This is a genomic window from Rubrobacter sp. M3-4, from assembly GCF_059772285.1.
On the sequence record NZ_JCBAJP010000012.1, the window covers coordinates 74923 to 101458 of the forward strand.

A 26536-nucleotide genomic window follows, 5' to 3' on the forward strand; every position below is an offset into this window, starting at 1 on the left:
CGCAATACCGTATAACTTCCATGGTACGAGATCCGGGAGGCTTTGGATGAAACACGCCACTCTCGCCACGCTCGGGGCCCTGGCCCTGCTCCTGCTGCTGGCCGGCTGCGGAGGGTCGTCCGGCGGCAAGGAGAACACCGGCGGATCCGTCACGATCTCGGCGAGGAGCACGAGCAGGTTCGGGGACATCCTGACCGGCCCGAACGGTCACACCCTCTACGTCTTCGGCGCCGACCGCGGAGGCAAATCCACCTGCTACGGGAGCTGCGCCAAAGTCTGGCCCCCGCTCATCACGCGAGGGGCTCCCTCCGCCGGGTCGGGCATCCCGGCGAGCAAGCTCGGGACGATCCGGCGCCACGACGGCAGCCTGCAGGTCACCTACGCCGGCCAACCGCTCTACTACTACTCGGCGGACCGGGCCCCGGGAGAGACGAAGGGCGCGGGCAAGCGCAGCTTCGGCGGCCGGTGGTACATGGTCTCCCAGACCGGGCTCAGGGTCGGGGGCTGATCAGCCGAAATCCGGGTCGCTGCGCGGCACGAAGATCCGCTCGTAGAGCGAGAGGGCGTAGCGGTCGGTCATCCCCGCGACGAAGTCCGTCGTCTCGGTGATCGGGTCCGGGTCGCTCTTCGCGCGCTCCTCGGGGTGCTCCAGGTAGTACTCGAAGAGGGCGCGCACCACCCCCCCGGCCTTCTCGTTCTCCCGCGAGCGCGGGTTGCGGTAGACGTTCTCGAACAGCCACGCCCGAAGCTGCATGAAGGGCTCGTATATCCGCTCGGAGAGCGCTATCTCCCCCCGCTCTTCGGAGGTCCGGATCAGATCGCGCACCAGCGTGTCTATCCGGACGCTCATCCTCTCCCCGAGAACCTCGAGCGGCCGGCGCGGCAGCTCCTCGGCGCGGATGACCCCGGCCCGCAGCGCGTCGTCCACGTCGTGGTTGACGTAGGCGATCCTGTCGGCGAAGTGGATGATCCTGCCCTCCAGCGTCGCGGGGTTCCCCTCCGCGGTGTGGTTGAGTATCCCGTCGCGCACCTCGAAGGTGAGGTTGAGCCCCCGGCCGTCCTTCTCGAGCACGTCCACCACCCGCAACGAGTGCTCGTTGTGCCTGAAGGAACGCCCGTAGGAGGCGAGTATCCCGTCGAGCGCGTACTCGCCGGTGTGCCCGAACGGGGTGTGCCCCAGGTCGTGGCCGAGCGCGATCGCCTCGGTGAGGTCCTCGTTGAGCCCGAGCGCCCGGGCGACGGTGCGTGAGATCTGCATCATCTCCAGCGTGTGGGTGAGCCGGGTGCGGAAGTGGTCCCCGTCGGGCGCGATGAAGACCTGGGTCTTGTGCATCAGGCGCCGGAACGCCTTGGCGTGGATGATCCTGTCGCGGTCGCGCTGGAACTCGTTGCGGATGCCGTCCGGCGGCTCGGGCCGGAGTCGCCCGGAGCTGGCCGGGCACGCCCTGAGAACCTTCTCTCCCCTCATGCCGGACGCCGCAGCGCGCGCTCCATGGAAAAGACCCCCGGCGCGTGCGCGCGCACGTGCGCGCGCACGGCCCGCAGGACGCTCTCCTCGACCCTCCCTTCGACCGCGGCCAGCCTCATCGGCCCGGCGAGGAGAGAGACGAGCGCCCGACCGGCCCCCGGGGCGAGCGCGAAGGCGTCCCCGACCCCCCGCGCGCACGCCTCGCAGAGCACCCCGCCGAGTTCCGGGGAGTAGCGCGCCACCTCCCCGACCTCCTCCCCGCAGACGCCACAGGCGTCGAGCCGGGGAGCATACCCCGCGAGAGATGCGAGCTTGAGCCCGAACGCCGCCTCCACGGCCCCGAAGCCGCCCTCCCTGCCCTCCAGCGCCTCCAGCGCGTGGAAGAGCAGGTTGAAGACCCTCCGGTCCGCCTCGCCGCCGGCGAGCGCGCGCACGGTGCGCACCATCCTCCCCGCCGCCTCGAAGCGGGCGAGGTCCTCCTTGACCCCGCGGAAGCTCCGCAGCGTCTCGACCTGGGTGATCGTATCCAGCGTACGGCCCCGGTAGGCCATGAACTCCACGCAGCACAACGGTTCGAGCCGCCCCCCGAAGCGGGAGCGCGGGCGGCGCACCCCCTTGGCGATCGCCGAGACCATGCCCCCGTCGGCGGTGTAGAGGTCCAGGATGCGGTCTGCCTCGCCGTAGCGCATGGAGCGGAGGACGATCCCCCTACTCCTGTAGACCGCCATCCTCCGCCTCCTTCATGACCTGCACGCTGCGGCTCATCCCGAGACGCGAGGCCCCGGCGTTGAGCATCTCGAGCGCCTGCTCCAGGCTCGAGATGCCGCCCGAAGCCTTGACCGCGAGCCCCTCCGGGGCCTCCTCCCTGAGCAGCGCCACGTCCTTCGCGCTGGCCCCCGCCGGCCCGAAGCCGGTCGAGGTCTTCACGAAGTCCGCCCCGCTGGCCGCGACCATCTGCACCGCCAGGCGTTTCATCTCGTCCGTGAGGTAGGCGGTCTCTATTATCACTTTGAGGACGGCGTCGTTGAGACCGTTGTTCATCGCGACGACGCTGACCTCCTGCGTGAGGCTGGAGAGCTCCTCCGCGACGTAGGAGAAGTCCCCCGAGAGGAAGCGGGAGATGTTCATCACCACGTCGACCTCGGAGGCGCCCCCGGAGATCGCGTCGCGCACCGCCGCCTGCTTGACCCGCGTCACGTCCGCCCCGAACGGGAACGAGACCACCGTCCCGACCTTCACGTCGGTCCCGCGCAGCTCCCGCGCGGCCAGCCTGACGTAACAGGGAGGCACGCAGACGCTCGCGAAGTGGTGCTCGACCGCCTCCTGGCACAACCGCACGATCTCCTTCTCGGTGGCGTCCGGCCTGAGCAGGGTGTGGTCTATGGTCTTCGCAAACTCCCGCACCCTCATCGCCAAGAACGCACCTCCCTCACACGCTCCACGACCGCCATTATAACCCCAGCCTCTCGAGAAACTTCGGATCGCGCCGCCACCCCGGCGTCACCCTGACCTTGAGATCGAGGTATATTCTGGTACCGAGCAGCCGTTCGACCTCCTGACGCGCCTCGGTCCCTATCCGCTTTATGGTGCGGCCTTTTTCGCCGAGCACGATCATGCGCTGGGAGGGACGCTCGACGTGGAGGATGGCGTAGATGACGGTCACGTTCTCCTTGCGCTCGACCTCCTCTATCTCGACCGCGACGGCGTGCGGCACCTCCTCGCGCAGGACGTTGAGGGCCTTCTCGCGGATGTACTCGGCGATGATCATGGACTCCGGGTAGTCTGTGACCTGCCCCTCCGGGAAGTAGAGCGGCCCCTCGGGCAGAAGCTCGACTATCGCGCTCTCGAGCGGCCCCAGGTTCAGCCCGCTCACGGCGCTGGTCATGAAGACGTCGCGCCACCCGCCCAAACCCTCGACCTCCTCGACGACGGGCAGGGCGTCGTCCCGGCGCCTGAGGAGGTCGACCTTGTTGACGCAGGCGATCGCCGGGGTACCGGAGTGCGCGATGAGGTCCGCCACGTAGCGGTCCCCGCGCCCTATCTCCTGGGTCGCGTCGACGAGGAACAGGATCGCATCGGACTCCGAGAGGCTCGCGACGACCCGCTCCTGCATCCGGGCGCGCAGCGCATCGCGCGGCTTCTGCGAGCCCGGGGTGTCGACGAAGACGATCTGGTACCCGGGACCGTTCTTCACGCCGCGTATCGAGCTGCGGGTGGTCTGTGGACGCGGCGAGGTGATCGAAACCTTCGCCCCCACCAGCCGGTTGACGAGCGTGGATTTCCCCACGTTGGGCCGCCCGACGACCGCGACGAACCCGCTCCTGAAACCCTCTCCACCCTGCACTACAGATCCTCCGGCCCGAACGCGTGCGGCAGTATCTCCTCGAAAGGATACGACACCGCCCGCCCGTCCTCCTCGACCACCACCTCCCGGCAGCCGAACTCCAGGAGCACCTGCCGGCAGGCCCCGCACGGGAAGCACGGCGCCGCACCGGACCCCGCGACCGCGACGGCGGAGATCTCGCGCTCCCCCGACGCCACCATCGCGCAGACCGCCCCCCGCTCGGCGCAGATGGCAAGCCCGTAGGAGGCGTTCTCGACGTTGCAGCCCGTGTACACCCGCCCCGACCCCGAGAGCAGCGCCGCCCCCACCCGGAAGCCGCTGTAGGGGGCGTAGGCCCGCTCCGACGCCTCACGCGCCGCCCGAAGGAGCTCCTCTCTCTTCTGCGCGCTCACAGCAGCTGGAAGACCGCCACGCTCACGAGGGTGCCGAGGACCGCCCCCGCCACCACCTGATAGACGCTGTGTATCCCGCCCTCGACCCGGCTCTGACACACCAGGAGCGCCATGACGAGCGCGATGAGCGAGACGATGCCGCCGTGCGGCCCGCGGGCGGCGATGAAGCTCAACGCCACCCAGCCCCCGAAGGCCACCGCCGCGTGCCCCGAGGGCATCCCCCCGGCGAAGGCGCTCGGCGCGTGGGTGAGCGCCTTCACCAGCAAGACCAGGAGCACCACGAGCCCGAGCGCGACGAGCGTCAGGCTCGCCGGCGAGCGGCGCACGGTCTCTATGACGTGCAGCGTCGGCGGCCCGAGCTTGTCCGCGAGCACCAGATACCCGACCAGCACCGCCCCCACGCTGGAGACCAGCACCGCCCCGGCCGCCACGTCCTTGGCCAGCTTGGCCAGCGGATGATACTCCTCGGTCACCAGGTCCACCGCGAACTCCATCGCCGTGTTGAGCAACTCCGTCACCAGAACGAACATTATCGCCAGGATCAGGGCCACCAGCTCGAGCGCGCTCACCCCCACCAGCAAGCTCACCACGAGCACGACCACCGCCGCGGTGACGTGGATGCGCATGTTGCGCTGCGTGCGCACCGCGTAGACCAGCCCATGATAGGCGTGCTCGAAGCTGCGGGTCACCTCCTGCTGCCGCTTCTTCTCGCGCTCAGCCTCGCGCCCCGCCGGCATCCTCGATCACCTCCGCCTGCAGCCGCGCCATCTCACTCCCCTCGAAATCCTCCCCGTGGTCCATCCCGGCCAGATGCAGCGCCCCGTGCACCACCAGCTCCTCCACCCCCATCTCCGGGCTCGCACACTCCGGACAGATCACGACCTCCCCCACCATCTCCCCGTACGGCCCGTCCAGCTCGAAGCTGAGGACGTCCGTCGGGGCATCATTTCCTCTGAACCTCAGGTTCAGATCATGGATGGTCGCCGCGTCCACCAGAACCACCGAGACCTCGCCCATACGCTCCGGGTCTAACCCGCACCGCCGGAAAGCCGCCCCACACAGCTCCGTCGCCCGCTCCCCGGAGAGGAGCCCGCAACCGACCTCGTCCAGAACCTCTACATTAAACCTGCGGCACACGTTCATTTACTATATTTCGTAGGTTCAGGTTTAGGTTTACCCGGTGGCAGGGCCTCCGGGTATTCGATGCGGGGGCCGAGGAAGCCGATCATGGCTTCGAGGATGGCGTCGCCGACCTCGTGGATCTCGCGCACGGTCAGCTCGCAGCGGTCGAACTGTCCGTCGTTGAGCTTGGAGTTTATGTGCTGGTTGACGATGTCCTCGATACGCTTGGGGGTGGGTTTTTCGAGGGAGCGGACGGTCGCCTCTACGGAGTCGGCGAGCATCACTATCCCGGCCTCCTTGCTGCGGGGCAGGCCGCCGTGGTAGCGGAAATCCGACTCGTTGACGGCCTCGCCGCTCCTCTGGCTCTCTTCCAGGGCCTTGCGGTAGAAGTACTCGATACGGGTCGTACCGTGGTGCTGGGCTATTATCTCGACGATCTCCTCTGGCAATCCCCAGCTGCGGGCCAGCTCTATCCCGTCCTTGACGTGGCGGCGCAGGATCTTGGCCGAGAGCGTCGGGGAGAGGTTCTCGTGCGGGTTGGAGCGTCCGATCTGGTTCTCTATGAAGTAGAGGGGGTGTTCGATCTTCCCGATGTCGTGGTAGTAGGAGCCCACGCGGGCCAGGAGAGCGTTGGCCTCTATCCGTTCGGCCGCGTTCTCGGCCAGGTTCCCCACCTGCATCGAGTGGCTGAAAGTCCCGGGCGCCCGGCGCAGGAGCTGCTGCAGGAGTGGGTGTCCCGGGTCCGAGAGCTCGAGGAGGCGCATCGGGGTCAGGAAATTAAAGGTACTCTCCAGGAGCGGCAGCATGACCATCGCGATCATGAGCGAGAGGAAGCCGTTGCCGAGCCCGTAGCCGCCCTGCCGCAGCGCCACGTGCAGCCCCGCCCCCCCGATGAGGGAGACCGCGAAGGTCACCACGGCCATCACCACCGCCACGAACAGCCCGGCCCGCAGCAAATCCATCCGCGAATCCGCCCGCACCACGGTGTAGACGGCGAACCCCGAGGAGAGCATCAAAGTCGCGGTGAGCAGGTCGTCGTTCTGCCCGATTATCCCGAAGTTCACGCTGCAGATGACGACGAGGAGGAACATCAGGCGGGGGCCCAGGAGGATGGTCCCCAGGATCGAGAAGCCCGCGAGAGGGATCAGGTACGGGTTGAGCGAGAAGTACACGAAGGCCCGCGCGACGGCGGTGAAGAGGATCGTGAGCGCCGAGGCCAGAACCAGCCGGGTCGCCGCCTTGGTTTTGAGGATGCGCCGCCTGAAGCGCTCCAGGAAGTACCAGGCGACCCCCATCTCGGCCGAGACCACGAGCGCCACCCCGAGCAACGCGGTCCAGGGCTTGGTGCTGTCGGCCTTGCCCAGCGCCTTCAGCTCCGCCAGCTTCTCCCGGTCCACGACCTCCCCGCGCGAGAGCACCAGCTCACCCTGCTGCACGCTGGACGTCACCGGCCTGACCCTGGAGGCCGCCTGCCGGCGGGCCTTCTCCGTCGCGGCGTTGTCGACGACGTAGTTCGGCTGCAAAAAATCCCGGCTCAGGATGCTCACCAGCGACCTCACCTCCCCCGGCGTCTCGTGGCCCGCCGCCTGCGAGAGCCTCAGGCGGGCATCGGAGAGGGTTATGACCGAAGGAGACGTCTCCTGCAGGTTGCTGCCCGCGACGGCCGTCGCGCGGTAGAGGTCCGAGAGGTTCTGCAGGGTGTCCCTCTCGACCCGCCGCAGGTCGCTCCCGCTCACGGAGACCAGGGAGCGCGCCGCGCTGCGCGGGAGGTAGAACGGCGCGGCGTCCAGCACCTTCGAGACCTTGCGGTCCTCGGAGACGTGCGAGGAGCGGATCTCACCGACCTGCTCGAAGAACCCCCTCGCCTTGGCCTCCACCTCGCTCGGCACCTTGTCGTCCAGGCGGTAGACCGGCTGCACGCTGGCGGCGGCCTGCTGGCGCGCGGCCTCGGTGCGCACGGGGTCCTCGTAGGTCACGCTGCGCTGCGCGTAGACGTCGCTTTTGGCGACGCTCCCCAGGTGGTAGTCCTGCACCGAGGTCCCGAGCCCGAGCGAGGCTATCGGTCTGGTGTCCATCCCGACGAGCAGGGTCAGGCAGAGCCAGGTCACGACGGCGAGTATGACGTACAGACGCCGCCTCGGCGTCCTCTCGATGCGGGCCATGAACCGTTCGACGGCGCCCGGCGGCCGGTGGAGGGCGTCCGTGCGCCTCGGGGTGGCGGCCCGTGCGCGGCCGCGCGCTCTGCCTCCGAAAGGCCTCATCGGGGTTCTCGTCCCGTAAAGAGCGGGTGGGGGTCCGCTTCTTCTCTAGCCCTCGTTCTCCCGCTGAGCCCGCTCGTAAGCGTTGACGATACGCATCACCAGGTCGCTGCGCACGATATCGCTCCTTTCGAGAGAGACGAACGAAACCCCCTCCACGCCCTCCAGGATCCTGCGGGCGTCCTCGAGCCCGCTCCTGCGGCCCTTCGGCAGGTCCACCTGGGTGACGTCCCCCGTGATGACCATCTTCGAGCCGAACCCCAGGCGCGTCAGGAACATCTTCATCTGCTGCGGGGTGGTGTTCTGCGCCTCGTCGAGGATCACGAAGGCGTCGTTGAGGGTGCGCCCGCGCATGAAGGCGAGCGGGGCGATCTCGATCACGCCGCGCTCCATGTGCGAGCGGAACTTCGCCGGGTCCATCATCTCGTAGAGCGCGTCGTAGAGGGGCCTGAAGTACGGGTCGACCTTGGCCATCATGTCCCCGGGCAGGAAGCCGAGCGATTCGCCGGCCTCCACGGCCGGGCGGGTCAGGATGATCCGCGAGACCTCACCCCGGTTGAGAGCGTCGACGGCGAGCGCCACCGCGAGGTAGGTCTTCCCCGTCCCGGCGGGCCCTATACCGAAGGTGATCGTACCCTGCCTTATCGCGTCGGTGTAGGCCTTCTGGTTGCGGGTCTTGGGGACCACCCGGCGGCCCCGGTTGGTGAGCAGGACGTCGCCGAGCACCCTCCTTCCGGCGTCTGCGGCGCCCATGCTGTGGAGGCGCTCCGCGGTCTCCGGGGTGGGCTGGTGACCGTCCTCGGCGAGCCCGACGAGACCCTCGAAGAGCGAGGCCGCCTCCTCCACCTCGGCCTCGGCGCCGCGCAGCAGGATCTCGTTGCCCATGACTATGACCTCGCAGCCGACGAGCTCCTCGACCCTGCGCAGGACCGAGTCGCGCTGCCCCAGCACCTCGGGGAGGCGCTGGGGCGGGATGATCACCTTCGACTCTATCCGGCTTTCCGTTGCGATGTCCGTGCCACCTCCCATAAAAGGAACATTACTACTGCAGGCGGCTCCTTACCAGCTCGGCGAGGCGCCGCCCCTCGGCCCTTCCCCCGGCGAGCGCCGTGGCCCGGCCCATCACCCGGCCCATGTCCTTCATGCCGGTGGCGCCGGTCTCCTCGATCGCCCGCTCCACGATGCCCTCCATCTCCTCCTCGGAGAGCGGGGCCGGCAGGTACTCCCGCACCAGAGCCGCCTCGTACTCCTCGCCCGCGGCCTGCTCCTCGCGCCCGGCCTTCCGGTACGCCTCGGCCGCCTCCTCGCGCTGCTTGAGCTGCCGGCGGAGCACCGCGAGCTCCTCCTCTTCGGAGAGCGTCCCGCCGGAGTCGACCTGCGCGTTCTTAAGCGCGGCGCTCAGCATCCTGAGCGCCCGCACCTTCTGCATCTCCCGGGCCTTCATGGCCCGCTTCACGTCCTGCTGTATTTGCTCCATAAGGCTCATATATCACACCTCACGATCTCCCGTTTTCGCCGCCGGACGGTCCGGCGAGGTCCATCGCCGCCCGCGCCCGGGCCACCGCGACCACGCCCGCGGTCTCGCTCCTGAGCCGGTAGGGCCCGAGGCTCGCGAGCGTGAGCCCGCCCCGGCGCGCCGCCTCGACCTCCTCCTCGCTCCATCCCCCCTCCGGGCCGACGAACAGGTTCGCCTCGCCGCCCTTCGCGACCGGCCACTCGATGGGGGCATGCCTCCCGACGTTGTGCAGGAGGACGCCGTCCCTTACCTCCCGGACCGCTTCCGGGAACCGGAGCGGCTCCCGCACCCGGGGGACACGCAGCTGGAGCGACTGCCGGGCGGCGGAGACGGCGATCCTGCGCCACCGCGCGAGCCTGCGCCGGGCGGCCCCGGCCCCGACGAGCACCCGCTCGCTCAAGACCGGCACGATCTCGTCGGCCCCGAGCTCGGTCGCCTTCTCGACGAGGAGGTCCATGTGGCCGCCCTTGGGGACGGCCTGGTAGATCCTGACAACCCCGCGCGCCGGCTCCCCGGCGTGCAACGGCTCGGAGATCTCGGCCCGGTCCTCCCCGAGCAGCGTGGCCAGAAACAGGCGCCTCCTCGAGTCCACGACCTCTATCGCGTCCCCCCGCCGGGCGCGCAGGACGCGGAAGACGTGGTGCGCCTCCTCCCGCGGCAACCTCAGGTGCGTCCCGACCTCCGCCGCCGAGTCGAGGAAGATGCGCGTGATCGGGGAGCGTTCGATCTTCGCTCCTATCGGAAGACGCTCCTCAGACGCTCGAAGAAGGAGTCCCGGCCGTCGGTGCCGTCGTAGGTCTTCTCCCCGCTCGCCTCCTCGAACCTCTCCAGGAGCCGGCGCTGCTCGTCGGTGAGGTTCGTCGGCACCATGACGTCGACGACGATCTTCAGGTCGCCCCGCCCCCTCCCGTGCAGCCTCGGCATCCCCTCGCCGCGCAGCCGGATCGCGGTGCCCGGCTGGGTGCCGGGCTCGATGCGCACCGTGCGCTCCCCGTCGAGCGTGGGGACCTCGGCCTCGGTGCCGAGCGCGGCCTCGACGAAGTTTATCCGCAGGCGGTGGATGAGGTCGTCCCCGTCGCGCATCAGCTCGGGGTCCTGCTCCACCCGGACGGTGACGTAGAGGTCGCCGGGGGCCCCGCCGGGCTCTCCGGCGTGCCCGCCGCCCGAGACCCGCAGCCGCATCCCGTCGTCTATGCCGGGCGGGATCCGGATCTCGCGCCGCACCACCTCCGAGACGCGGCCGCTGCCGCGGCACCGCCCGCACTCTTCCTCCACGATCTGACCCCGCCCGCCGCAGGTGGAGCAGGTCTGGGTGCTGACCATCTGGCCGAGGAGGCTCTCGCGCACCATCCTCACCGCCCCGGCCCCGCCGCAGGTCGGGCAGGTGCGCATCTTCGTGCCCCCGGCGCCGCCGCAGACCGGGCAGTTCTTGATCGTCTGCACCCGGACCTCGCGCCCGGTACCGAAGGCCGCCTCCCGCAGCGAGACCGTGACCTCGGCCTCGATGTCCCCGCCGCGGCTCGGCTCCCGGCGCCGCCCGCCGAAGAACGGATCGGAGCCGAAGCGGTCCCCGAAGAACGCCTCGAAGATGTCCTGGAAGCCGCCGAAGGGGTCCTCCCCGGCGTACCCGCCGCCGGCCCCGGCGCCGCGCGGCACCCGATGGCCGTAGGTGTCGTACGCCCGGCGGGCCTCCGGGTTGGAGAGCACCTCGTAGGCCTCCGAGAGCTCCTTGAAGCGCTCCTCGGCCTCCGGGTCGCCGGGGTTCGCGTCGGGGTGGTACTTGCGGGCCAGCCTGCGGTAGGCCTTCTTTATCTCCTGCTCCGAGGCCCCGCGCGGCACGCCCAGAACCTCGTAGTAGTCTCGCTTCGCGCCAGCCACGTCCTAGAACCCGCTGGTGAGCCGCTGGGTCAGGGTCTCCGCCGCGTCGCGCACGGTGCTTATCGCGGCGTCGTAGTCCATCCGCTTGGGGCCTATGAGCCCGACCACCCCGAGCGGCCGCTCGCGCCGGTTGTACGCGGCGGCGACGAGGCTCGCCCCGCTCAGGTGGTAGAAGACGTTCTCGGCCCCGATCGAGACGATCACGCCCGTGTTGGAGACCGCCGAGCGCTCGAGCGCGTCGCTCATCAGCCGCAGCAGCCACCGCCGGCGCTCGAAGATCTCCATGATCGCCGAGAGGCTCTCCGGGTCGAGGTCGTCGAGCCGGGCGAGCAGCGCGGACATCCCCTGGATGAAGACCCCGCGCTCCGCCGAGCGCCCGACGGCCTCGACGGCCCCGAGCACGGCGTCGACCACCTGCGGGTTGTGCTCGGAGAGGACCTTGCGGGCGGCGGTGGCGAGCTCGAGGTCTATCCCGAGCGGCCGCCCCGAGATCCAGGCGTTCAAGGAGTGCAGCATCTCCCTCAGCTCGTCCTCGCCCACGCAGGCGGGCAGCCGCACGCGGGCGCTCGCCGCCGCCCCGCTCTCCATCGAGAGCGCGAGCAACACCTCGCCCTCGCCGAGCGGCAGGTAGTCCACCCGCGCTATGGCGTCCCCGAAGGCCGCCGGCCCGGCGACGACCGCGAGCAGGCGCGTCACCTCGCTCATCCCCTCGGAGACCTCGCGCAGCAGCTCGTCCACGTTGCCGTAGACCTCGGGTATCTCCAGGCTGCTCGGCTCCTCGCGCCGCTCCCGCATCAGCGCGTCGACGTAGTAGCGGTACCCGGCGTCGGTCGGGATGCGGCCGGCCGAGGTGTGCGGGTGCGTGAGGAGCCCCACCCGCTCGAGCTCGGCGAGCTCCGCCCGGATCGTCGAGCTGCTCGCGTCTATCACCTCGCTCAGGGCCGCGCTGCTCACCGGCGTCCCCGTCGAGATGTACATCTCGAGCGTCTTCAGAAGTATCTCGTGCTGTCTCGGGCTGATCTGAGGGGTCCTCATCTCATCGGAGATTTTATCACGGTGGGTGGTGGCTCCCACCGCTCATCAGAGCGCCGGAACGGCGTCCTCCAGATACCACCGGTAGGTCCGTTCGATGCCCTCCCGCAGCGGGATCCTCGCCCGCCAGCCCATAGAGTGCAGGCGGCCCACATCGAGCAGCTTGCGCGGCGTCCCGTCGGGCTTCGACGGGTCGAAGCGTATCTCACCCTCGTAGCCGACCACCTCCCGGACGAGCTCCGCGAGCGAGGCTATGCTCATGTCCTTCCCCACCCCGACGTTGATCGGCTCCTCCGCGGAGTAGCGCTCCATCAGGAAGACGCAGGCGTCGGCCAGGTCGTCGACGTGCAGAAACTCCCTCCGCGGCCTGCCGCTCCCCCAGACCACCACCGCCTCGTCCCCCCGCTCCTTCGCCTCGTGGAAGCGTCGGATGAGGGCCGGAAGGACGTGGCTGGTCCGGGGGTCGAAGTCGTCGTTCGGGCCGTAGAGGTTCGTCGGCATCACGGAGATGAAATCGGCCCCGTACTGCCTGCGGTAGCTTCTGCACAGCTCTATGCCGGCTATCTTGGCTATGGCGTAGGGCTGGTTGGTCGGTTCGAGTGCTCCCGTGAGGAGGTACTCTTCCTTTATGGGCTGGGGGGCATGCCTGGGGTAGATGCACGAGCTGCCCAGGAAAAGGAGCTTTTTCACCCCGTGGCGGTGGGCCGCCTCGATGACGTTGAGCTCTATCGCGAGGTTCTCGCGGATGAACCCGGCCGGGCAGGTGGCGTTGGCGAGGATGCCGCCGACCTTCGCCGCGGCGAGGAAGACGTATTCGGGGCGTTCCTCCGCGAAGAAGGCGTCCACCGCCCTGGCGTCGGTGAGGTCGAGCCCGGTGCGGGCTCTGGTCACGATCCGCTCGAAGCCCTCCTCCCGCAACCTCCGGACGATGGCCGAGCCGACCATCCCGCGGTGACCGGCCACGTAGATGCGGCTCTCCCGGTTCAAATGCTCGCCGCCCCCCTGCGCAGCACGGCGTGCCCGTAGTCCGTGAGGGTGCGCTCCTGCGCGGCGAGCTCCAGGTCGTTCTCGACCATCCGCCGGATCAGCTCGTCCAGGTCTATCTTCGGCTGCCAGCCGAGCTTCGTCCGCGCCTTGCTCGCGTCCCCCTGCAGCGCGTCGACCTCGGTCGGGCGGAACTGGTAGGGGTCGACGATCACGTGCCGTTCCCAGTCGAGGTCGAGGTAGCCGAAGACCCGCTCGACGAACTCGCGCACCGAGTACATCCTGCCGGTCGCGACCACGTAATCGTCCGGCTCGTCCTGCTGCAGCATCAGCCACATCGCCTCGACGTAGTCCTCGGCGTGCCCCCAGTCGCGCTTCGCGTCCAGGTTGCCCAGGTAGAGCTTCTCCTGCAGCCCCAGCTTGATGCGGGTGGCGGCGCGGGTGACCTTGCGGGTGAGGAACGTCTCCCCCCGCCTCTCGGATTCGTGGTTGAAGAGGATGCCGTTGCAGGTGAAGAGCCCGTAGGCCTCCCGGTAGTTGACGGTCATCCAGTGCGCGTAGACCTTCGCCGCGGCGTACGGGCTGCGGGGCCTGAAGGGCGAGCTCTCAGACTGCGGCGGCGGGGTCGCGCCGAACATCTCGGAGGTTCCGGCCTGGTAGAAGCGGATCTCACGCCCCGTGCTCTCCTGTACGTCGCGCACCGCCTCGAGGATCCTGAGCGTCCCCAGGCCGTCGATGTCGCCGGTGTACTCGGGCTGGCCGAAGGAGACCTTCACGTGCGACTGGGCCCCGAGGTTGTACACCTCCTCCGGCATGACCTTCTGCAGCACGGTCCTGAGCGTGCCACCGTCGGAGAGGTCGCCGTAGTGCAGGAACATCCTCCTCTCCGGGTCGTGGGGGTCCTGGTAGAGGTGGTCTATGCGGTCGGTGTTGAAGACCGAGGCCCGCCGGACGATGCCGTGCACCTCGTACCCTTTGCCGAGCAGAAGCTCTGTGAGGTAAGAGCCGTCCTGCCCCGTGATGCCGGTTATGAGCGCCCTCTTCACAGGTTGTCCCGCCTCCCGGAGATCAGCGTGCAAGCTTCGCACCGGCCATTCTAGAGGCATCCCCGGCGAGCCCACATTACCCAGGTGGCCATTATTTCTCCGAGACGGGCGAGAGGATCCGTAGTATTTTAGAAATATATTCGCGAGAGGAGATCTTTGAGATGGTGGATTCGAGAAGGGACATTGACGAAGACGACCTAGCCGCGGGCGGCTTCGCCCCGGCGTACGGAGAGGCTTCGGCGCGGGTGCCCTCGAACCCCGCGCACCACCCGCAGGACCTCTCCCCCCTCTGAGCGGCGCACTTCCCTCCCCGGCGTGATCGGGGAGCGCTTTCGCGTGCGAGCAGGACGAAGCAAGCAAGAAAGGAGGCTTTCGCATGAGCGACCGACCACCCTCCCCGCGCGGCCGGCCCCGGCGTGAGAGGAGCGGGAAGAGCGACCTGTGGCTCCTGCTGCTCCTCGTCCCGTTCGTGGGTCTGCTCTACCCGCCGTTCTACGCGCACCTGGAGCCCCGGCTGGGCGGGGTACCGTTCTTCATCTGGTACCAGTTCGTCTGGGTGATCGTCGGGGTGGCGGTGACGAGCATCGTCTACAGGATGAGGGGATGATGGCGCGATGATCCACTGGTCGACCATCATAGTCTTCGCGATCTTCTTCGTCCTGGTCACCGTGATCGGGCTGTACGCCGGGCGCTGGCGCAAGGCGGACCTCGGGACGCTGGACGAGTGGGGCCTCGGCGGGAGGACCTTCGGGACGATCATCACCTGGCTGCTGGTCGGGGGCGACCTCTACACCGCCTACACGCTGGTCGCGGTCCCGGCGCTCGTCTACGGCAAGGGCGGCATCGGGTTCTTCGCGCTGCCGTACACGATCATCGTCTACCCGATGGTCTTCCTGGTGATGCCGAAGCTCTGGCAGGTGGCGAAGCGCCGCGGGCTCGTCACCCCCTCGGACTACGTCAGGGAGCGCTTCGACAGCCGGCTGCTGGCGCTGCTCGTCGCCATAACCGGGATCATCGCGACCATCCCCTACATCGCGCTGCAGATGTACGGGCTCGAGGTGGTCCTCGGGCTGATGGGCATCCCGGCCCGGGCGGCGCTCATCGCCGCGTTCATCATCCTCGCCGCCTTCAGCTACATAAGCGGCCTGCGGGCCCCGGCGCTCATCGCGCTGGTGAAGGACATCCTGATCTACACGACGTTCATAATCGCGGTGATCTACATCCCGGTGAAGCTGGGGGGCTTCGGGCACATCTTCGCCCAGATCCCGGACTCCAAGGAGTCCATCCCGCCCGAGCAGTACGCGGCGTTCTCGACGCTGGCCCTGGGCTCGGCGATGGCGCTCTTCCTCTACCCGCACGCCATAACGGGCGTCTTCGGCTCCAATAGCGCGAAGACGGTGAGGCGCAACATGTCGATCCTGCCGGCCTACACGTTCCTGCTCGGCCTGATCGCGCTTCTGGGCTACATCGCGATCGCGGCCGGGATAAAAGCCTCCGGGGCCTACGGGGCGAACGGCATCGTTCCACGCCTCTTGCTCGACAGCTTCCCGGGCTGGTTCGCCGGCTACGCCTTCGCGGCGATCGGGATCGGGGCGCTGGTCCCGGCGTCGGTGATGTCGATCGCGGCGGCGAACCTCTTCAGCCGCAACATCTACAAGGAGTTCTTCCGCCCCCACGCCCCCTCCGGCGAGGAGGCGACCGTCTCCAAGGTCGTCACCCTTCTGGTGATGCTCGCCTCGCTCGCGTTCATCATCGGGGCCCCGACCGATTTCGTCATAAACTTCCAGCTCGCGGGCGGGGTCTGGATCCTGCAGACGCTCCCGGCGGTCTTCCTGGCGATCTTCATAAAGTGGCTCCACCGCTGGGCGATCGTCGCCGGGTGGGTCGTCGGCATCGGCTGGGGGACCTACCAGCTCATCCAGGAGGGGTTCGCGAGCTCGCTGCACCCGATAGGCTTTCTGGGCTCGACCCCGGTCTACATCGCCCTCTCCGCCTGGGTGGCGAACATGGTCGTGGTCTTCCTCGGCACGGGGCTGGCCTACCTCCTCGGCTCCCGGCCGACGAGCCCCATCGACGACAGCGAGTACGAGGATGAGCCCGCCGCTGCTCAGTCGTAGCGGCGGGCCTCCCCCGCCCCACGCCCCGGGCGAAGCCCCGCAGGTCGGAGAGCCGGCCTTCGAGGATGGCGGCTTTGTTCGAGCCATTGCACCCGCGGAGAGTCTACACCAGCCGGCGCGGCACCCGTACGACGTTGGCGGCGCGGCCGGACGGCCTGGCGCTCCGGGATCTCCCGCGCGAACATCACGCCGCCAGGCGCGCGAGCTCGGCCTCGAACCGGGAGAGGATGCCCTCCCGGTCGAGCCGCTCCTCCGCGTAGCGCCGGGCCGCCGCCCCGAGCCTCTCGCGCAACGCCGCGTCACCCGCGAGGTCGGCTATCCCCCGGACGAGAGCCGCCGCGTCCTCCGGCGGGACGACGAGCCCGCACCCGCCCCCCACGACCACCCGGTGCAGCTCGGTGCCGGGCGCGGCCGTCGCCACGGCGGGCCGCCCGGCGGCCAGGATGTTGGTGAGCTTCGAGGGCATCACGAGGTCCGCCGCCTCGCGCCGCTGCACGACGAGGTGGATGTCCCCCGCGGCGAGAAGCCGCGGCAGGTCCTCCTCGGGCCAGACATCACAAAAGCGCACGTTTCGCAGTCCCCGCTCCCGCGCCGCCTTCTCCAGCGCCGCGCGCGCCGGACCGGCCCCGACGAGCGCGAAGCGCACCTCCGGCCGCCCCCGCAGCCGCTGCGCCGCGTCGAGGACGAGGCCGAGCCCCTGCTTCTCTCCCATGCTCCCGGCGTAGAGCACGAGCACGTCGCCCGGAGAGGCCCCGAGCACGCGCCGCACCTCTTCGTCCGGCCGCGCCGGGCGCACCCGCCCGAGGTCGGCCCAGTTGGGCATCAGGAACGTCCTCTCCTCCGGCACCCCCTTCTCGACGAGCCGGCGGCGCATCGCCTCGCTTATCGTGGAGACGCGGTCGGCCAGGGAGAAGAGCCCGCCCTCGGCGGCACGGAAAGCCCGCCGGGCCGCCCCGGCCCGCATGATCCCGAGCCCCAACGCGGCCTCGAGCTCGAAGTCCTGCACGTGAACCCAAAGAGGAGCCCCCGCCGCCCGCGCCGCGGCCCATGAGTGCGGCAGGCACAGGAGCGTCGGCTCCACCATCACCACCACGTCGGGGCTGAATATCCTCGCCTGCCCGAGCATCACCGGCGCGCTCGAAGAGGCGAAGCTCGCCAGGTGCGCGATACGCGCCTTCCCGGACGGCCTCCGGGGCACCCAGAGCGGGCAGCGCCAGACCACGGCCCCGTCCAGCACCTCCCGCGCGTACCGCCCGCCGGAGTACCCCTTCCCCACCCGCCACAGCGGGTAGTAAGGCGGAGCGGTGACCACGCGCACCTCGTGACCGCGGGAGGCGAGCCAGCGGCCCATCTCCCCCGTGTAGCGCCCGGTGCTCGTCGTCTCCGGGTGGTAGTTGATGCCGTGGAGGAGGATCCTCAGGGACCGCTCGCTACGGCTGCGCGTCCCCCGCTCTCCCGAACCGGCGTCATGGGCCCTGCATACCGTGGAAACCTGCCCGGGCGAAGCCGGACAAGCTTCAATGTTTCCACCTCTACCACCCGTCCGCGACATCTTCGAATCCCCTCCCGAGCCTCCGCTTCCCTGCCGCAAAAGCCAGCCGAACGGATGCCCTCGAATCATCCTTCGAGCACCCCACCCGGCCACCGCTCTCGGATCGGCCGGGCCGGGTTGCCGCCGTAGATCCAGCCGGCATCCAGCGAGCGGTGCACCACGCTCCCGGGGGTGACGACCGCGTTCTCCCCCACCTCCACCCCCTGCAGCACGATGCAGCGCGTCGTGATCCAGGCACCCCGCCGGATGACGACCGGCTTTATGACGAGGTCCATCGTCTCGTAGACATCGTGCGAGCCCGTCGTGATGAAGGCCTCCTGCGAGACCACGACGTTCTCCTCGATGGTGAGCCGCCCCTGGTTGTGGAGCCAGACACCCTCCCCGATCCAGCAGTTATCCCCTATCTCCAGGTTCCACGGAAACTTCACCCGCAGCCGGGGCCGCAGGATCACACCCGCCCCGATCCGGGCACCGAACAACCGCAACGCCCACGCCCGCACCCCGGAGGACACCTGCAGCGGGTTCGTGACCAGCAAGAACTCGACCAGAATCCAGAGCGCCTCGACGAACCGGCTCCGGGTGCGCCGGAAGTTGCCGGGCCCGGCCCGGCTAAGGTCTATTGGCTCGCGCACAGCGTAATCCTTCTGTGATCATCCTTTCGTCAGAAGACCCCAAGCCCAAAACTCCCAGGTGCAAACTATTCGGGGGAGTAGTTTACGCTCCACTGTCTATATAAGATCCCTCACTCATAGTTATCAGCACCCCTACTTCAAACCTTAGCCACATGGGGGATAGCGGACAATACGGCCTCAGCCCAATTCTGCAACGAATGGTCACGAATGATCTGTCTGGAAATCTCTCCCATCCGTTTGCGTAACACCGCATCACTGCATAGCCGCTCAATGCTCGATGCGAGAGAGGCAGAGTCTCCTGCCGCAAACAGTAGTCCGTTTTCTCCTTCTTTGAGTAGCACGGGCGCAGATCCTACGTTGCTGGAGAGTATCAATGGCAAGCCAAATTCCATCGCCTCATTGACCACAAGGCCCCACGGCTCGCTCCGGCTCGGCAAAACGAATATATCCGCAGCGGCATACCTTTGTGCAAGCTCCTCCCTCTGGAGAAATCCTGTAAACTGAGCCTTGATCCCCAGGTCCAGCGCCCTGGCACGCAACTCGGCCTCCAGCGGCCCGGAACCTACCAGTACCAGCGTCGGGCTGCTCCCGTGATTGTAAACCCTGCCAACCGCATCAAGGAGTGTAAGAAGTCCTTTTTCTGGTGCTAATCGCCCGACATACAGCAAAACCGTCTCGTTCTTCCAACCGAATCTCCTCCGCAACTTCTCTCGGCATTCAGGAGAGCCATACAGCTCGGGCTTCAAAGAAGCCACCGGATTGCCTATTACCGTCACTTTATCTACGTCCCGGACGTACTGTAAAGCATATTCTCGCTGCAACGGTCCGGTAGCAAGAACACCGGCTGCTTTATTGAGCAAAGCTCGTTTTAACCACTCCTTAAGGTGACCCGGCCTTCTCTCGTCGTATTTTGTGTTCCCTACAAATAGGAAATACGGCTTCCTCAGCCCCCAACATAGAATGGCCGCCGCAATACAGCTCGCTTCAGCATAGGTCATTATGAGCGCATCAAAGTGACCTCTCACCAACGGCCAGGGCTTAGGGAATCTCAGCTTCGAGTCATAATAACCGTTGCTATCGGCCCTTCGGCTGAGAAACGTATGCCTGAAGTTTAAATCAGCCTCGTCTACATTAGTTTCTAAGAAGGTACTTCTCCCTGCTAAAAATACAGCTTCGAATTCTACATCGTCCCGAGCCGCTAGGTGGTTGAACCGATCTGTCCAGTAGGCAACCGGCCACCATGTCACCCACCTTATAGAGACCCGCCCAGACGCCAGTTTTTCCACATGGGAATTTTTCGATGTCCGATTCATGGAGCTATGCCCTCCTGCAAATACCGTTATCAGGATGTGCGCCTGACTTGATAGCAAGGTTCCGGCTGTTCTGCCCGCGTCCGAGCGTCGCGGCGATACGAGAGAAAACGATTTGTTTAGCCTTATTCTTCCAACCCTGACGTACGGCCCATCGATCATGGGTAACCTGGCACCAGAGGGCGGTCTTCGCCCCCCGCAGCCTCGCTACGATCCACCCCGCAAGGAACACCGGCTCAGCGTACAGGCTCACCAGAATATCCGGCCTTCGCCCGAAGACCGGAGCAGGAACCCGCAATCGCCTTCCGGCAATGCTGAAAGCGGGCAGGTACCTGTACCGGAAGCGCCAGCTGCTCTCGTCCACCATCCAGCTTCTATCCGGCCCGGTGCGCTCGTTGAACCACGCCTCGAACTCGAAGCTGCCCCGGTCCGCCACCGCGTTGAACCGCTCGACCATGTAGGGTGAAGGGATGTTGTTCCAGTAGACGACGTAGGGAAACATGCTCTTACTTTTCTGCACTCTATTTTTATGCATTTTATTTCATTTAATATAAGCTGTAGATTTATCTATAGCCGATCTTCCGGATGTTCCTGTATTTTGATATTTTTGTGCTATATTCTTATTATTTCTCAAAACAATTACTAGCCCCAATGATAATCCCAAAAACATTCCCGCCAGACGGCTTCCAAATGGATCAGAGGTAAATCCAAGGGTCAGTGTACTAAGGTACCCCAAAGACCCAACCCAGAGAGGCCACCACAAATTGGTATTTCTGCTTCCCATTGTTAGCGCAACCAGTGTACGAAAAGCACACAAAAAGCCATACAGTAGCACTAAAATGGCTATACTCCCAGCAACGAACCCAGCATAATACAAAGGAGTCACCCACATAAATTCACCTGGATACCACATGGTTTGGCTAAATGAACTCCAGGAAACATACGGATAAACGTATACCGCAAAAGCTTGAGAATACTGATAAACATGTCCGAAACCCTGCCCCGTTATCCACCCTATTGGGTTATGCACCAACTGTTCCCATTGTCCAAAGACAGCTGCAACTCTCGTCCAAAAAGTAGCGAAGCCAACGTTTCCTTGGCTCCTCTGAAGCCATCTTTGTAAAATCCAAGGGGCAAAAATTACAAATGTACTAATAATAACAACAACCGTTGTTGCACTACCAATCATCGCCACGAAAAATTTCCGAGGCCATACCAATCGTTGGCGCATGGACCCTCTGACGGAAGCCATCAAAACGACAATTAGTGTAATCCCTATTTCTAACACCACCCCTCGCGTAACTGAAAGTGCCGCAATGCTGCAAGCAAGCAAAAAAAGTACAAGAGACCGAATCCGATGGCGTCGTATTAGCAATAAGTCCGCTGCCGAAATCGCGATTATAAAAGGAGTAAGTACACTTAGTATTTGATATCTGATCGTACTAATAGGTACTCCAGAAAAGTAAAATCCCCACCACAGTGTAAATATAAGAGATATAAAAGCCGTAACCAGCATAGCGCGTGTCAAAATGACCGCACCTTGTCTACTACGACTCAGCCACAAAGCGACTAGCAATCCCTCTAGAAAGAGCATATATGGGTATATAGTGCGGATATATTGTCCTAACGGAACATCGTTTACCCATGCTCCTACCGAGCCTACAAAGAGGAACCCCCCCCATCCCCAACATAGAAAAGCCGTTGCTCCAGTCTTTGGGAATTTCATACGATATAGCAAAAGCAACCATACGAAACTCAGGGTATTCACGAAAGCCATGGCGTACTGTATTAAAGTTCCACCTTGTGCACCTCTGAAGTCGAAGGCGAAAGACATAACAAACAAAACTGCAGGCGTTGTAATTCGTATGCGGGCTTTATTTGATATTTTTATCATTTTACATCACGCGTACTAGGTGTTAGATGTCTCACCAAATACCAGCTGTGTTTATGAGTCATATACCACAATCCCTTATATGATTTAGCTAATACTGTAGATAGGAGATAAACACCGGAATTTTTTCCCCGTTTTCCCCGCCCTCCAAATTTCGTAATTACCAATTCGTGCTCCTTCGCAGATGTAGCTAACATAGTTCTACTCTTCGAATCTGCATGCGAGCGAAATGCACCAACTAACTCGTCCACATGCCGCAATTTCACTTTATGTTGGATTACGAGCCGCGCAAAGTACTCGAAATCCATACAGAACTGAAAGTTCTCGTCAAGGTAACCTGCCCTTTCGAGCAGCGCTCTGCGCCATATCGTCGCCTGGTTGTGGAACTGTATACCCTGCGCAAGGTGTAGCCAGCCATGCGCCGGGCCTGTTAATTGAACGTCATACACGATATCATCGCTGTCTATGTGTACCATATTCCCATATATGACTTCAGCTGTATTGTCTTTTTCGATAGCCTTCGCAAACTTATGAAATGCTCCCGGCAGGTAGAGATCATCCGAGTTTTGGAAACCTACCCAGTCCCCGGTAGCCAACCGCAAACCTTTATTGATAGCATTGGCTTGTCCGTTATCGGGTTCACTAACCCAGTAACTGAGATGAGGTTCGTATTTCTTGATAATGTCAACCGAACCGTCGGTTGAACCACCGTCTATGATGATATATTCCAAGTTAGGGTATCTCTGATTCAAAACAGAGAGAATAGTACGTTCCAAAAACTTAGCCTGATTGAATGACGGAGTAACTATGCTGATTTTAGGAAGCGAACTGTGAGATATATTAACCGCTTCAGTTAAATTTGTAGCTGAAGTAGCAGTAAATCTCCTAATCTGCCTCGTCAGAGTCTGATAGTTGGGTTTCCCATACCTCCTAACCATCAAATATCACCCCTTTTCTGTCGCAGCTTTTGCACCAATAATTTATGGAACGGTAAATGTTTTCTCCAAATTAACAACTCGACCGCAGTCTGAAAAGCTAGCCCAGTTATTACATTCGATACGGTAAAAGCCCACGCAAATTTGTTTAGGGTAATCTCGTTTGTCAGAGTCAACATTCCAATAGCCAACACTGCCACTGCGACGTTAAGCAGATCAAACGTTACATTGAACCAAGGACGCCCAAGCCCATTAACCATATAAAAAGGAGCTGGAGAGATCGACATGAAGAAGAAACCCACAACAAGGATGGGGATAAGTCGTGAAGCTGTATCCGAAATCGACGTTCCTATCCATATATCCAGTATGGGGCTAGAAAATACAGTTAACGGAATTAGGATTAGCAGAGATAATATTGCACTCCCGAACAGCATACGCAGATACAGTCTCCTGAGGAGCATATTTTCGCTATTAGAGCTAGCAACAGGGAACATAATCTCCGTCGCAGCACTGATTAGCTGATGCGCTTTTGCCAAAACCGTTGTAGCCAATACATAGGCAGAAACTGCTGCAGGTCCAATAAGAGCGCCCACAAGTAAACGCTGTATTTGAGAGAAGAAGATAGCAGTTAGATTATGTACAAACATCGCGGATCCAAATCCAAATAGCCGGCGCAAAGTAATAACTGAAAATCTCCCTGCGATCAGTTGTATGCCAGCCGAACGACAAACCTTCACCCCCACCACTGTAGAAATCAACAACATAAGTACATTGGAAATTAAGCTCACAGCCATTATGTCTATAATCCTAGAATTATTCCAGAGAGCTACAATGGCTGCTCCCCCATAAGTCGTTAGAGAGAGCGAAGATAATACCAGAGCGGACAAATCAAACCTCTGCACCCCTTTAAAAAGTGACAAAAATACTGTAGATACAAAAGATACCGCAAACTGCACAGCACCTAACCTAAATAACCACAAAGAGCTCACCTGCAAAGATCCGCGAATCGAAAACAACGAGACCAAAAGTGGGGAGCAAATCCAAAAAGCTGTGCCCACCACTATACCTACCACACTGTAGAAGAGCAAAGAAGTTACCACCGTGTCAGCAGCAGCTCTCTTTTCTCCTTTGGCAACGTCTTCAGCCACAAATTTCAAAGTTGCCGCTGACATACCCACATCTAAAAACGCTAATGTACCGCTTGCTGAGGTAGCGAGGAAATAAATTCCTACTTTAGTAGCACCAAAGCGGTGTATCAATATTGGGTACGCTAATAGCATTGCTATTGACGGCACCGCGAAACCAAGCAACCCATAAAACGAGTTGAAAGCCATACTCATTTTATTGATTGCGTTAGCGTACTTCATTTGGGCTACCTTGAGAAAACCCAACGCTTAAGATCGTAGGACCGCTGCTTAACAAATGCTCCGACCCAGCTAGTTGCATAAGTTTTATTGTCAGTTCCTGATATGCCTATGAAATTTGGGCGAACCGGTGGCAAAGCCCACTTTTTTCCTTCGCTCATAGCCTTGTGAGAAGCTCTTGCCAAAACATGCTCAAGGAAGATGCCTTCTACATCATGAATCTGTTCGCTTAAAGGAAGTAAATATCGCTCAAGAAATGCCGTACTACCACCAAAGCAGCGGGTATCCGCCCAGCTTAAATTTGCGTTTAGTTTACACATTATATCTACCTCTGATTTAGATAAATATGCAACAATCTTCTGTATATTCTTTACGTATAATCGGCCTGTAACCTTGATGAAGCTTTGACTTTGATTGAAAAGATAAGATCTTTGGCAAATGTGAGATAGTATTTTGAGTTCACCATATCCCTTTCCCCTTTCTTTAGGGAAATCTTGCCCGTAAAAGGAAAGGAACTCTATCCTCTTATCAGCTTCCTCATACTGTTCGGCAATCCTAATTAGATCCGTGATGTCGTAAAGAGAGTTTTCGCAGAAAACAATCCGATAAACACTAGGTTCGTTTAGCCAGAGAGTTAAACTCCTCTTGTAATCCTCTAACCTAACCTTTGGATCGTTGCGCTTCGTAAAAACCATATCTTCGGGATCTACAGTTGCTGTGAGAATCAAACAAGGAGCTATCTGATCTTTACAATCCCCCAAAGATCCAATCGGCTTTTTTAGGGCAATTTTCTTATACATACCGTTATCGAGTGTAGAAGAACAACCCGAGGCTGAACAATGTCCAGGTGGCCAATTATCCTGGAGGCCGCGGGGCGAAGGTCTCTAGTAGTAGCCGCCGGAGTAGTAGTACCCCCGGTAGCCGTGGTAGCCGCGACGCCCGGCCCGGACGTTGTTCATGACGGTGCCGAGAAGCCTGGCGCCGACGGACTCCAGCTCGTGGGCGGCGTGGCGCACGGAGCTCTTGCGGGTTCTCTGGGTGTCTATGACGAGGAGCACGCCGTCGGACTGCGCGGCGATGACGGAGGCGTCGGCGACGGCCCCGACGGGCGGGGTGTCGAGGATGACGTACTCGAAGGAGCGGCGGGCCTCGTCGAGCACCCCGGAGAAGCCCGCCGAGGAGAGGAGCTCGGCCGGGTTGGGCGGCAGAGGGCCGGAGGTGAGCAGCGAGAGGTCGACGAGCGGGCCCTCCTGCACGGCCTCGGCGAAGGGCATCTCGCCGACGAGGACGTTGACGAGCCCGCGCAGGTTGCGGGCGGAGAAGGCGGCGTGTATCTGTGGGCGGCGCAGGTCGGCGTCTACGACGAGGGTGCTCTTTCCGGCCTGCGCGAGCGAGACGGCGAGGTTCGCGGCGGTGGTGCTCTTGCCCTCGCCGGGGCCGGGGCTGCTCACGGCGATGGCGCGCGGCCGATCGCCGGCGATCGAGTAGATCAGGCTGGTCCTCAGGCTGCGGTAGTCCTCCGCGGCCCCGCCGTCGGGGTCGGTGAGGGTGATGAGCGGGCGGGGCTCGCCGCCGCGCGGCCTACGCTTGAGCAGGGCCATCGTCGCCTCCTTTCCGCGGCGCGGGCTCGAACTGCCGGATGACGCCGAAGGTCGGCACCCCGGCGACGCGCTCGGCGTCCTCGGGTGAGCGCCAGCTGTCGTCGAAGTACTCGGCGAGGAACGCCACCCCGACCCCGAGCATGAGCCCGAGCACGAGCCCGACGGCCCCGTTGCGCAGCGGCTTCGGGCTGACCGGCGTATCGGGGACGCTCGCCTTCTGCCAGACGGTCGCGGTGATCGCGCTGGCGTTCGGGCTGACGTTGGAGACCTGCCTGGAGAAGACCTCCCCGATGGTGTTGGCGATGAGCGCGGCCCGCTTCGGGCTCGGCGAGTCGTAGGAGACCTGGATGACCTGCGTCTGCCCCTCCTGCGTGACCTTCATGTTGTCCAGGAAGTCCTTGGGCGTGGTGTGCAGCCCGAGCTTCGAGATGACCTCGTCCGCGACCGTCTGGCTCTGGGCGAGCTGGGCGACGGTCTGGGTGACGAGCTGCAGCCCCTGCGCCTGGCTCGGGTCGGTGGTGATCGTGCCCTGCTTCTGGCCGACCAGGATCTGGATGGTCCCCTCGTACAGCGGGGTCTTGAGGTAGCTGAACCCGAGCGCACCGGCGGTACACACGACCGCGACGAGGACGATCGCGAGCGCCCGCCGCCGCAGCACCCGCACCACGTCGCGCAGGTCGAGGAGCTCTTCCTCTTCTTCCTGCTGGACGGCGTACGCGTAGCCCGGGGGGATCCCCCCGGCGCCGTTCATGCGCGGGTCCTGTACGCCTCTCTTCTCGGGGTAGTCGCTCACGAAGTTCCCTCCCGACGGATGTTACGCGGTCGACGCCCGCGCGCTCAATGGCCACCTGGCCAATTCTTGGACTTTTCGACCGCCGCCTTCAACCGCGCATCTAGCGGGTTGCGCGCGAGCGCCTCGCGGTAGTAGCGCGCGGCGGCCTTCCACTCGCCCCTCCTCTCGTGGTAGGTGGCGAGGAACATGTACGGGGCGTAGTCCTCCGGGTCGAGCGCGATCGCCTGGCGGTAGTAGCGCGCCGCGAGGCGGTACTCCCCGGCGTCGGAGGCGAACGAGGCGGCCTGCACGGCGAGGTCCG

The 26536-nt window shown here is 63.7% G+C and carries 30 protein-coding genes; 4 read left to right on the plus strand and 26 right to left on the minus strand.

The features are described 5' to 3' along the window. Positions 1-46: 46 nt before the first annotated feature. A complete protein-coding gene (locus tag AC6EKW_RS12755; RefSeq protein ID WP_498514583.1) occupies positions 47-508 on the plus strand; it encodes a COG4315 family predicted lipoprotein in 462 nt (153 codons plus the stop codon). Here AC6EKW_RS12755 and AC6EKW_RS12760 read toward each other — a convergent pair whose 3' ends face one another. The 15 genes from AC6EKW_RS12760 to gmd are packed head-to-tail and all read right to left on the minus strand — an operon-like array spanning position 509 to position 14040. After that, positions 509-1468 (minus strand): deoxyguanosinetriphosphate triphosphohydrolase, encoded by a 960-nt coding sequence (locus tag AC6EKW_RS12760; RefSeq protein ID WP_273847408.1) that lies wholly within the window; start codon positions 1466-1468, stop codon positions 509-511. It lies immediately after the preceding gene. Then, positions 1465-2196: a DNA repair protein RecO gene (gene recO / locus AC6EKW_RS12765; RefSeq protein ID WP_273887079.1), complete on the minus strand. Its 732-nt coding sequence runs from the start codon at positions 2194-2196 to the stop codon at positions 1465-1467. The genes AC6EKW_RS12760 and recO overlap by 4 nt, the downstream gene beginning before the upstream one ends. Beyond that, the gene (deoC, locus tag AC6EKW_RS12770) at positions 2177-2878 is read right to left on the minus strand and encodes a deoxyribose-phosphate aldolase (RefSeq protein ID WP_273887099.1); all 702 of its coding nucleotides are present in this window, start codon (positions 2876-2878) and stop codon (positions 2177-2179) included. Before deoC ends, recO begins: the two co-directional genes overlap by 20 nt. A 40-nt stretch (positions 2879-2918) precedes the next feature. Continuing rightward, positions 2919-3812, minus strand: coding sequence for a GTPase Era (era, locus tag AC6EKW_RS12775; RefSeq protein ID WP_273847412.1), 894 nt, complete (start codon positions 3810-3812; stop codon positions 2919-2921). After that, on the minus strand, positions 3812-4204 hold the full coding sequence (locus AC6EKW_RS12780; protein ID WP_498514584.1) for a cytidine deaminase: 393 nt from the start codon (positions 4202-4204) through the stop codon (positions 3812-3814). Before AC6EKW_RS12780 ends, era begins: the two co-directional genes overlap by 1 nt. Then, positions 4201-4941, minus strand: coding sequence for a diacylglycerol kinase (locus AC6EKW_RS12785; RefSeq protein ID WP_273887077.1), 741 nt, complete (start codon positions 4939-4941; stop codon positions 4201-4203). Before AC6EKW_RS12785 ends, AC6EKW_RS12780 begins: the two co-directional genes overlap by 4 nt. After that, positions 4919-5347, minus strand: a complete 429-nt coding sequence (gene ybeY, locus AC6EKW_RS12790) for an rRNA maturation RNase YbeY (protein WP_498514585.1) — start codon at positions 5345-5347, stop codon at positions 4919-4921. Before ybeY ends, AC6EKW_RS12785 begins: the two co-directional genes overlap by 23 nt. Further along, a complete protein-coding gene (locus AC6EKW_RS12795; RefSeq protein ID WP_273887075.1) occupies positions 5344-7587 on the minus strand; it encodes an HD family phosphohydrolase in 2244 nt (747 codons plus the stop codon). Before AC6EKW_RS12795 ends, ybeY begins: the two co-directional genes overlap by 4 nt. Before the next feature lie 45 nt (positions 7588-7632). Continuing rightward, positions 7633-8613, minus strand: coding sequence for a PhoH family protein (locus AC6EKW_RS12800; protein WP_273887074.1), 981 nt, complete (start codon positions 8611-8613; stop codon positions 7633-7635). A 13-nt stretch (positions 8614-8626) separates the two neighbouring features. Then, positions 8627-9061 (minus strand): GatB/YqeY domain-containing protein, encoded by a 435-nt coding sequence (locus AC6EKW_RS12805; protein WP_498514586.1) that lies wholly within the window; start codon positions 9059-9061, stop codon positions 8627-8629. 19 nt (positions 9062-9080) lie between these two features. Beyond that, positions 9081-9839, minus strand: coding sequence for an RsmE family RNA methyltransferase (locus AC6EKW_RS12810; protein WP_498514598.1), 759 nt, complete (start codon positions 9837-9839; stop codon positions 9081-9083). After that, positions 9836-10978, minus strand: coding sequence for a molecular chaperone DnaJ (dnaJ, locus tag AC6EKW_RS12815; RefSeq protein WP_498514587.1), 1143 nt, complete (start codon positions 10976-10978; stop codon positions 9836-9838). Before dnaJ ends, AC6EKW_RS12810 begins: the two co-directional genes overlap by 4 nt. 3 nt (positions 10979-10981) lie before the next feature. Further along, entirely contained in the window at positions 10982-12013 is a 1032-nt protein-coding gene (gene hrcA / locus AC6EKW_RS12820) for a heat-inducible transcriptional repressor HrcA (RefSeq protein WP_273887070.1), read from the minus strand. A 45-nt stretch (positions 12014-12058) separates the two neighbouring features. Beyond that, complete coding sequence (gene fcl, locus AC6EKW_RS12825; RefSeq protein WP_273887069.1) at positions 12059-12997, minus strand: GDP-L-fucose synthase; 939 nt, start codon at positions 12995-12997, stop codon at positions 12059-12061. Then, positions 12994-14040, minus strand: a complete 1047-nt coding sequence (gene gmd, locus AC6EKW_RS12830; RefSeq protein WP_273887068.1) for a GDP-mannose 4,6-dehydratase — start codon at positions 14038-14040, stop codon at positions 12994-12996. Before gmd ends, fcl begins: the two co-directional genes overlap by 4 nt. A 161-nt stretch (positions 14041-14201) precedes the next feature. Between gmd and AC6EKW_RS12835 the strand changes: the two genes are divergently transcribed. The 3 genes from AC6EKW_RS12835 (at position 14202) to mctP (ending at position 16157) form a co-directional block, all read left to right on the plus strand. After that, positions 14202-14333, plus strand: a complete 132-nt coding sequence (locus AC6EKW_RS12835; RefSeq protein ID WP_498514588.1) for a hypothetical protein — start codon at positions 14202-14204, stop codon at positions 14331-14333. A gap of 83 nt (positions 14334-14416) precedes the next feature. After that, positions 14417-14647, plus strand: coding sequence for a DUF3311 domain-containing protein (locus AC6EKW_RS12840; RefSeq protein WP_273887066.1), 231 nt, complete (start codon positions 14417-14419; stop codon positions 14645-14647). A 7-nt stretch (positions 14648-14654) separates the two neighbouring features. Continuing rightward, positions 14655-16157 (plus strand): monocarboxylate uptake permease MctP, encoded by a 1503-nt coding sequence (gene mctP / locus AC6EKW_RS12845; RefSeq protein WP_498514589.1) that lies wholly within the window; start codon positions 14655-14657, stop codon positions 16155-16157. A gap of 184 nt (positions 16158-16341) precedes the next feature. Here the strand turns inward: mctP and AC6EKW_RS12850 are convergent, their stop codons facing one another. The 11 genes from AC6EKW_RS12850 to AC6EKW_RS12900 form a co-directional block, all read right to left on the minus strand. Beyond that, entirely contained in the window at positions 16342-17709 is a 1368-nt protein-coding gene (locus tag AC6EKW_RS12850; RefSeq protein ID WP_498514590.1) for a WcaI family glycosyltransferase, read from the minus strand. Between the two features lie 65 nt (positions 17710-17774). Beyond that, entirely contained in the window at positions 17775-18341 is a 567-nt protein-coding gene (locus AC6EKW_RS12855) for a WcaF family extracellular polysaccharide biosynthesis acetyltransferase (RefSeq protein ID WP_498514591.1), read from the minus strand. A 137-nt stretch (positions 18342-18478) separates the two neighbouring features. Further along, positions 18479-19654, minus strand: a complete 1176-nt coding sequence (locus AC6EKW_RS12860) for a glycosyltransferase family 4 protein (protein WP_498514592.1) — start codon at positions 19652-19654, stop codon at positions 18479-18481. 4 nt (positions 19655-19658) lie between these two features. After that, positions 19659-20153 carry a hypothetical protein gene (locus AC6EKW_RS12865; protein ID WP_498514593.1) on the minus strand — a complete coding sequence of 165 codons (495 nt, stop codon included), beginning with the start codon at positions 20151-20153 and terminating at the stop codon, positions 19659-19661. 39 nt (positions 20154-20192) lie between these two features. After that, positions 20193-20939, minus strand: a complete 747-nt coding sequence (locus tag AC6EKW_RS12870; protein WP_273887059.1) for a hypothetical protein — start codon at positions 20937-20939, stop codon at positions 20193-20195. A 602-nt stretch (positions 20940-21541) separates the two neighbouring features. Continuing rightward, on the minus strand, positions 21542-22480 hold the full coding sequence (locus tag AC6EKW_RS12875; RefSeq protein WP_273887097.1) for a glycosyltransferase family 2 protein: 939 nt from the start codon (positions 22478-22480) through the stop codon (positions 21542-21544). Continuing rightward, complete coding sequence (locus AC6EKW_RS12880; RefSeq protein WP_273887058.1) at positions 22480-23844, minus strand: oligosaccharide flippase family protein; 1365 nt, start codon at positions 23842-23844, stop codon at positions 22480-22482. Before AC6EKW_RS12880 ends, AC6EKW_RS12875 begins: the two co-directional genes overlap by 1 nt. 5 nt (positions 23845-23849) lie before the next feature. Further along, entirely contained in the window at positions 23850-24641 is a 792-nt protein-coding gene (locus tag AC6EKW_RS12885) for a hypothetical protein (RefSeq protein WP_273887057.1), read from the minus strand. Between the two features lie 84 nt (positions 24642-24725). Continuing rightward, the gene (locus AC6EKW_RS12890; protein ID WP_273887056.1) at positions 24726-25442 is read right to left on the minus strand and encodes a CpsD/CapB family tyrosine-protein kinase; all 717 of its coding nucleotides are present in this window, start codon (positions 25440-25442) and stop codon (positions 24726-24728) included. Then, positions 25423-26235 carry a YveK family protein gene (locus AC6EKW_RS12895; protein ID WP_498514594.1) on the minus strand — a complete coding sequence of 271 codons (813 nt, stop codon included), beginning with the start codon at positions 26233-26235 and terminating at the stop codon, positions 25423-25425. The genes AC6EKW_RS12890 and AC6EKW_RS12895 overlap by 20 nt, the downstream gene beginning before the upstream one ends. A 44-nt stretch (positions 26236-26279) precedes the next feature. Continuing rightward, on the minus strand, positions 26280-26536 hold a 257-nt coding region (locus tag AC6EKW_RS12900), incomplete at its 5' end, for a tetratricopeptide repeat protein (protein WP_498514595.1).

What these genes read in the sequence shown, in the direction of transcription:
- AC6EKW_RS12755 (WP_498514583.1), top strand. Translation starts at nt 47, where the DNA reads ATGAAACACGCCACTCTCGCCACGCTCGGGGCCCTGGCCCTGCTCCTG.
- deoC (WP_273887099.1), bottom strand. Translation starts at nt 2,878, where the DNA reads ATGAGGGTGCGGGAGTTTGCGAAGACCATAGACCACACCCTGCTCAGG.
- AC6EKW_RS12835 (WP_498514588.1), top strand. Translation starts at nt 14,202, where the DNA reads ATGGTGGATTCGAGAAGGGACATTGACGAAGACGACCTAGCCGCGGGC.
- AC6EKW_RS12785 (WP_273887077.1), bottom strand. Translation starts at nt 4,941, where the DNA reads ATGCCGGCGGGGCGCGAGGCTGAGCGCGAGAAGAAGCGGCAGCAGGAG.
- AC6EKW_RS12850 (WP_498514590.1), bottom strand. Translation starts at nt 17,709, where the DNA reads ATGTCGCGGACGGGTGGTAGAGGTGGAAACATTGAAGCTTGTCCGGCT.
- mctP (WP_498514589.1), top strand. Translation starts at nt 14,655, where the DNA reads ATGATCCACTGGTCGACCATCATAGTCTTCGCGATCTTCTTCGTCCTG.
- AC6EKW_RS12885 (WP_273887057.1), bottom strand. Translation starts at nt 24,641, where the DNA reads ATGTATAAGAAAATTGCCCTAAAAAAGCCGATTGGATCTTTGGGGGAT.
- hrcA (WP_273887070.1), bottom strand. Translation starts at nt 12,013, where the DNA reads ATGAGGACCCCTCAGATCAGCCCGAGACAGCACGAGATACTTCTGAAG.
- recO (WP_273887079.1), bottom strand. Translation starts at nt 2,196, where the DNA reads ATGGCGGTCTACAGGAGTAGGGGGATCGTCCTCCGCTCCATGCGCTAC.
- AC6EKW_RS12875 (WP_273887097.1), bottom strand. Translation starts at nt 22,480, where the DNA reads ATGGTTAGGAGGTATGGGAAACCCAACTATCAGACTCTGACGAGGCAG.
- ybeY (WP_498514585.1), bottom strand. Translation starts at nt 5,347, where the DNA reads ATGAACGTGTGCCGCAGGTTTAATGTAGAGGTTCTGGACGAGGTCGGT.
- AC6EKW_RS12865 (WP_498514593.1), bottom strand. Translation starts at nt 20,153, where the DNA reads ATGTTTCCCTACGTCGTCTACTGGAACAACATCCCTTCACCCTACATG.
- AC6EKW_RS12795 (WP_273887075.1), bottom strand. Translation starts at nt 7,587, where the DNA reads ATGAGGCCTTTCGGAGGCAGAGCGCGCGGCCGCGCACGGGCCGCCACC.
- AC6EKW_RS12800 (WP_273887074.1), bottom strand. Translation starts at nt 8,613, where the DNA reads ATGGGAGGTGGCACGGACATCGCAACGGAAAGCCGGATAGAGTCGAAG.
- AC6EKW_RS12805 (WP_498514586.1), bottom strand. Translation starts at nt 9,061, where the DNA reads ATGGAGCAAATACAGCAGGACGTGAAGCGGGCCATGAAGGCCCGGGAG.
- AC6EKW_RS12890 (WP_273887056.1), bottom strand. Translation starts at nt 25,442, where the DNA reads ATGGCCCTGCTCAAGCGTAGGCCGCGCGGCGGCGAGCCCCGCCCGCTC.
- AC6EKW_RS12880 (WP_273887058.1), bottom strand. Translation starts at nt 23,844, where the DNA reads ATGAAGTACGCTAACGCAATCAATAAAATGAGTATGGCTTTCAACTCG.
- AC6EKW_RS12860 (WP_498514592.1), bottom strand. Translation starts at nt 19,654, where the DNA reads ATGAATCGGACATCGAAAAATTCCCATGTGGAAAAACTGGCGTCTGGG.
- AC6EKW_RS12840 (WP_273887066.1), top strand. Translation starts at nt 14,417, where the DNA reads ATGAGCGACCGACCACCCTCCCCGCGCGGCCGGCCCCGGCGTGAGAGG.
- AC6EKW_RS12760 (WP_273847408.1), bottom strand. Translation starts at nt 1,468, where the DNA reads ATGAGGGGAGAGAAGGTTCTCAGGGCGTGCCCGGCCAGCTCCGGGCGA.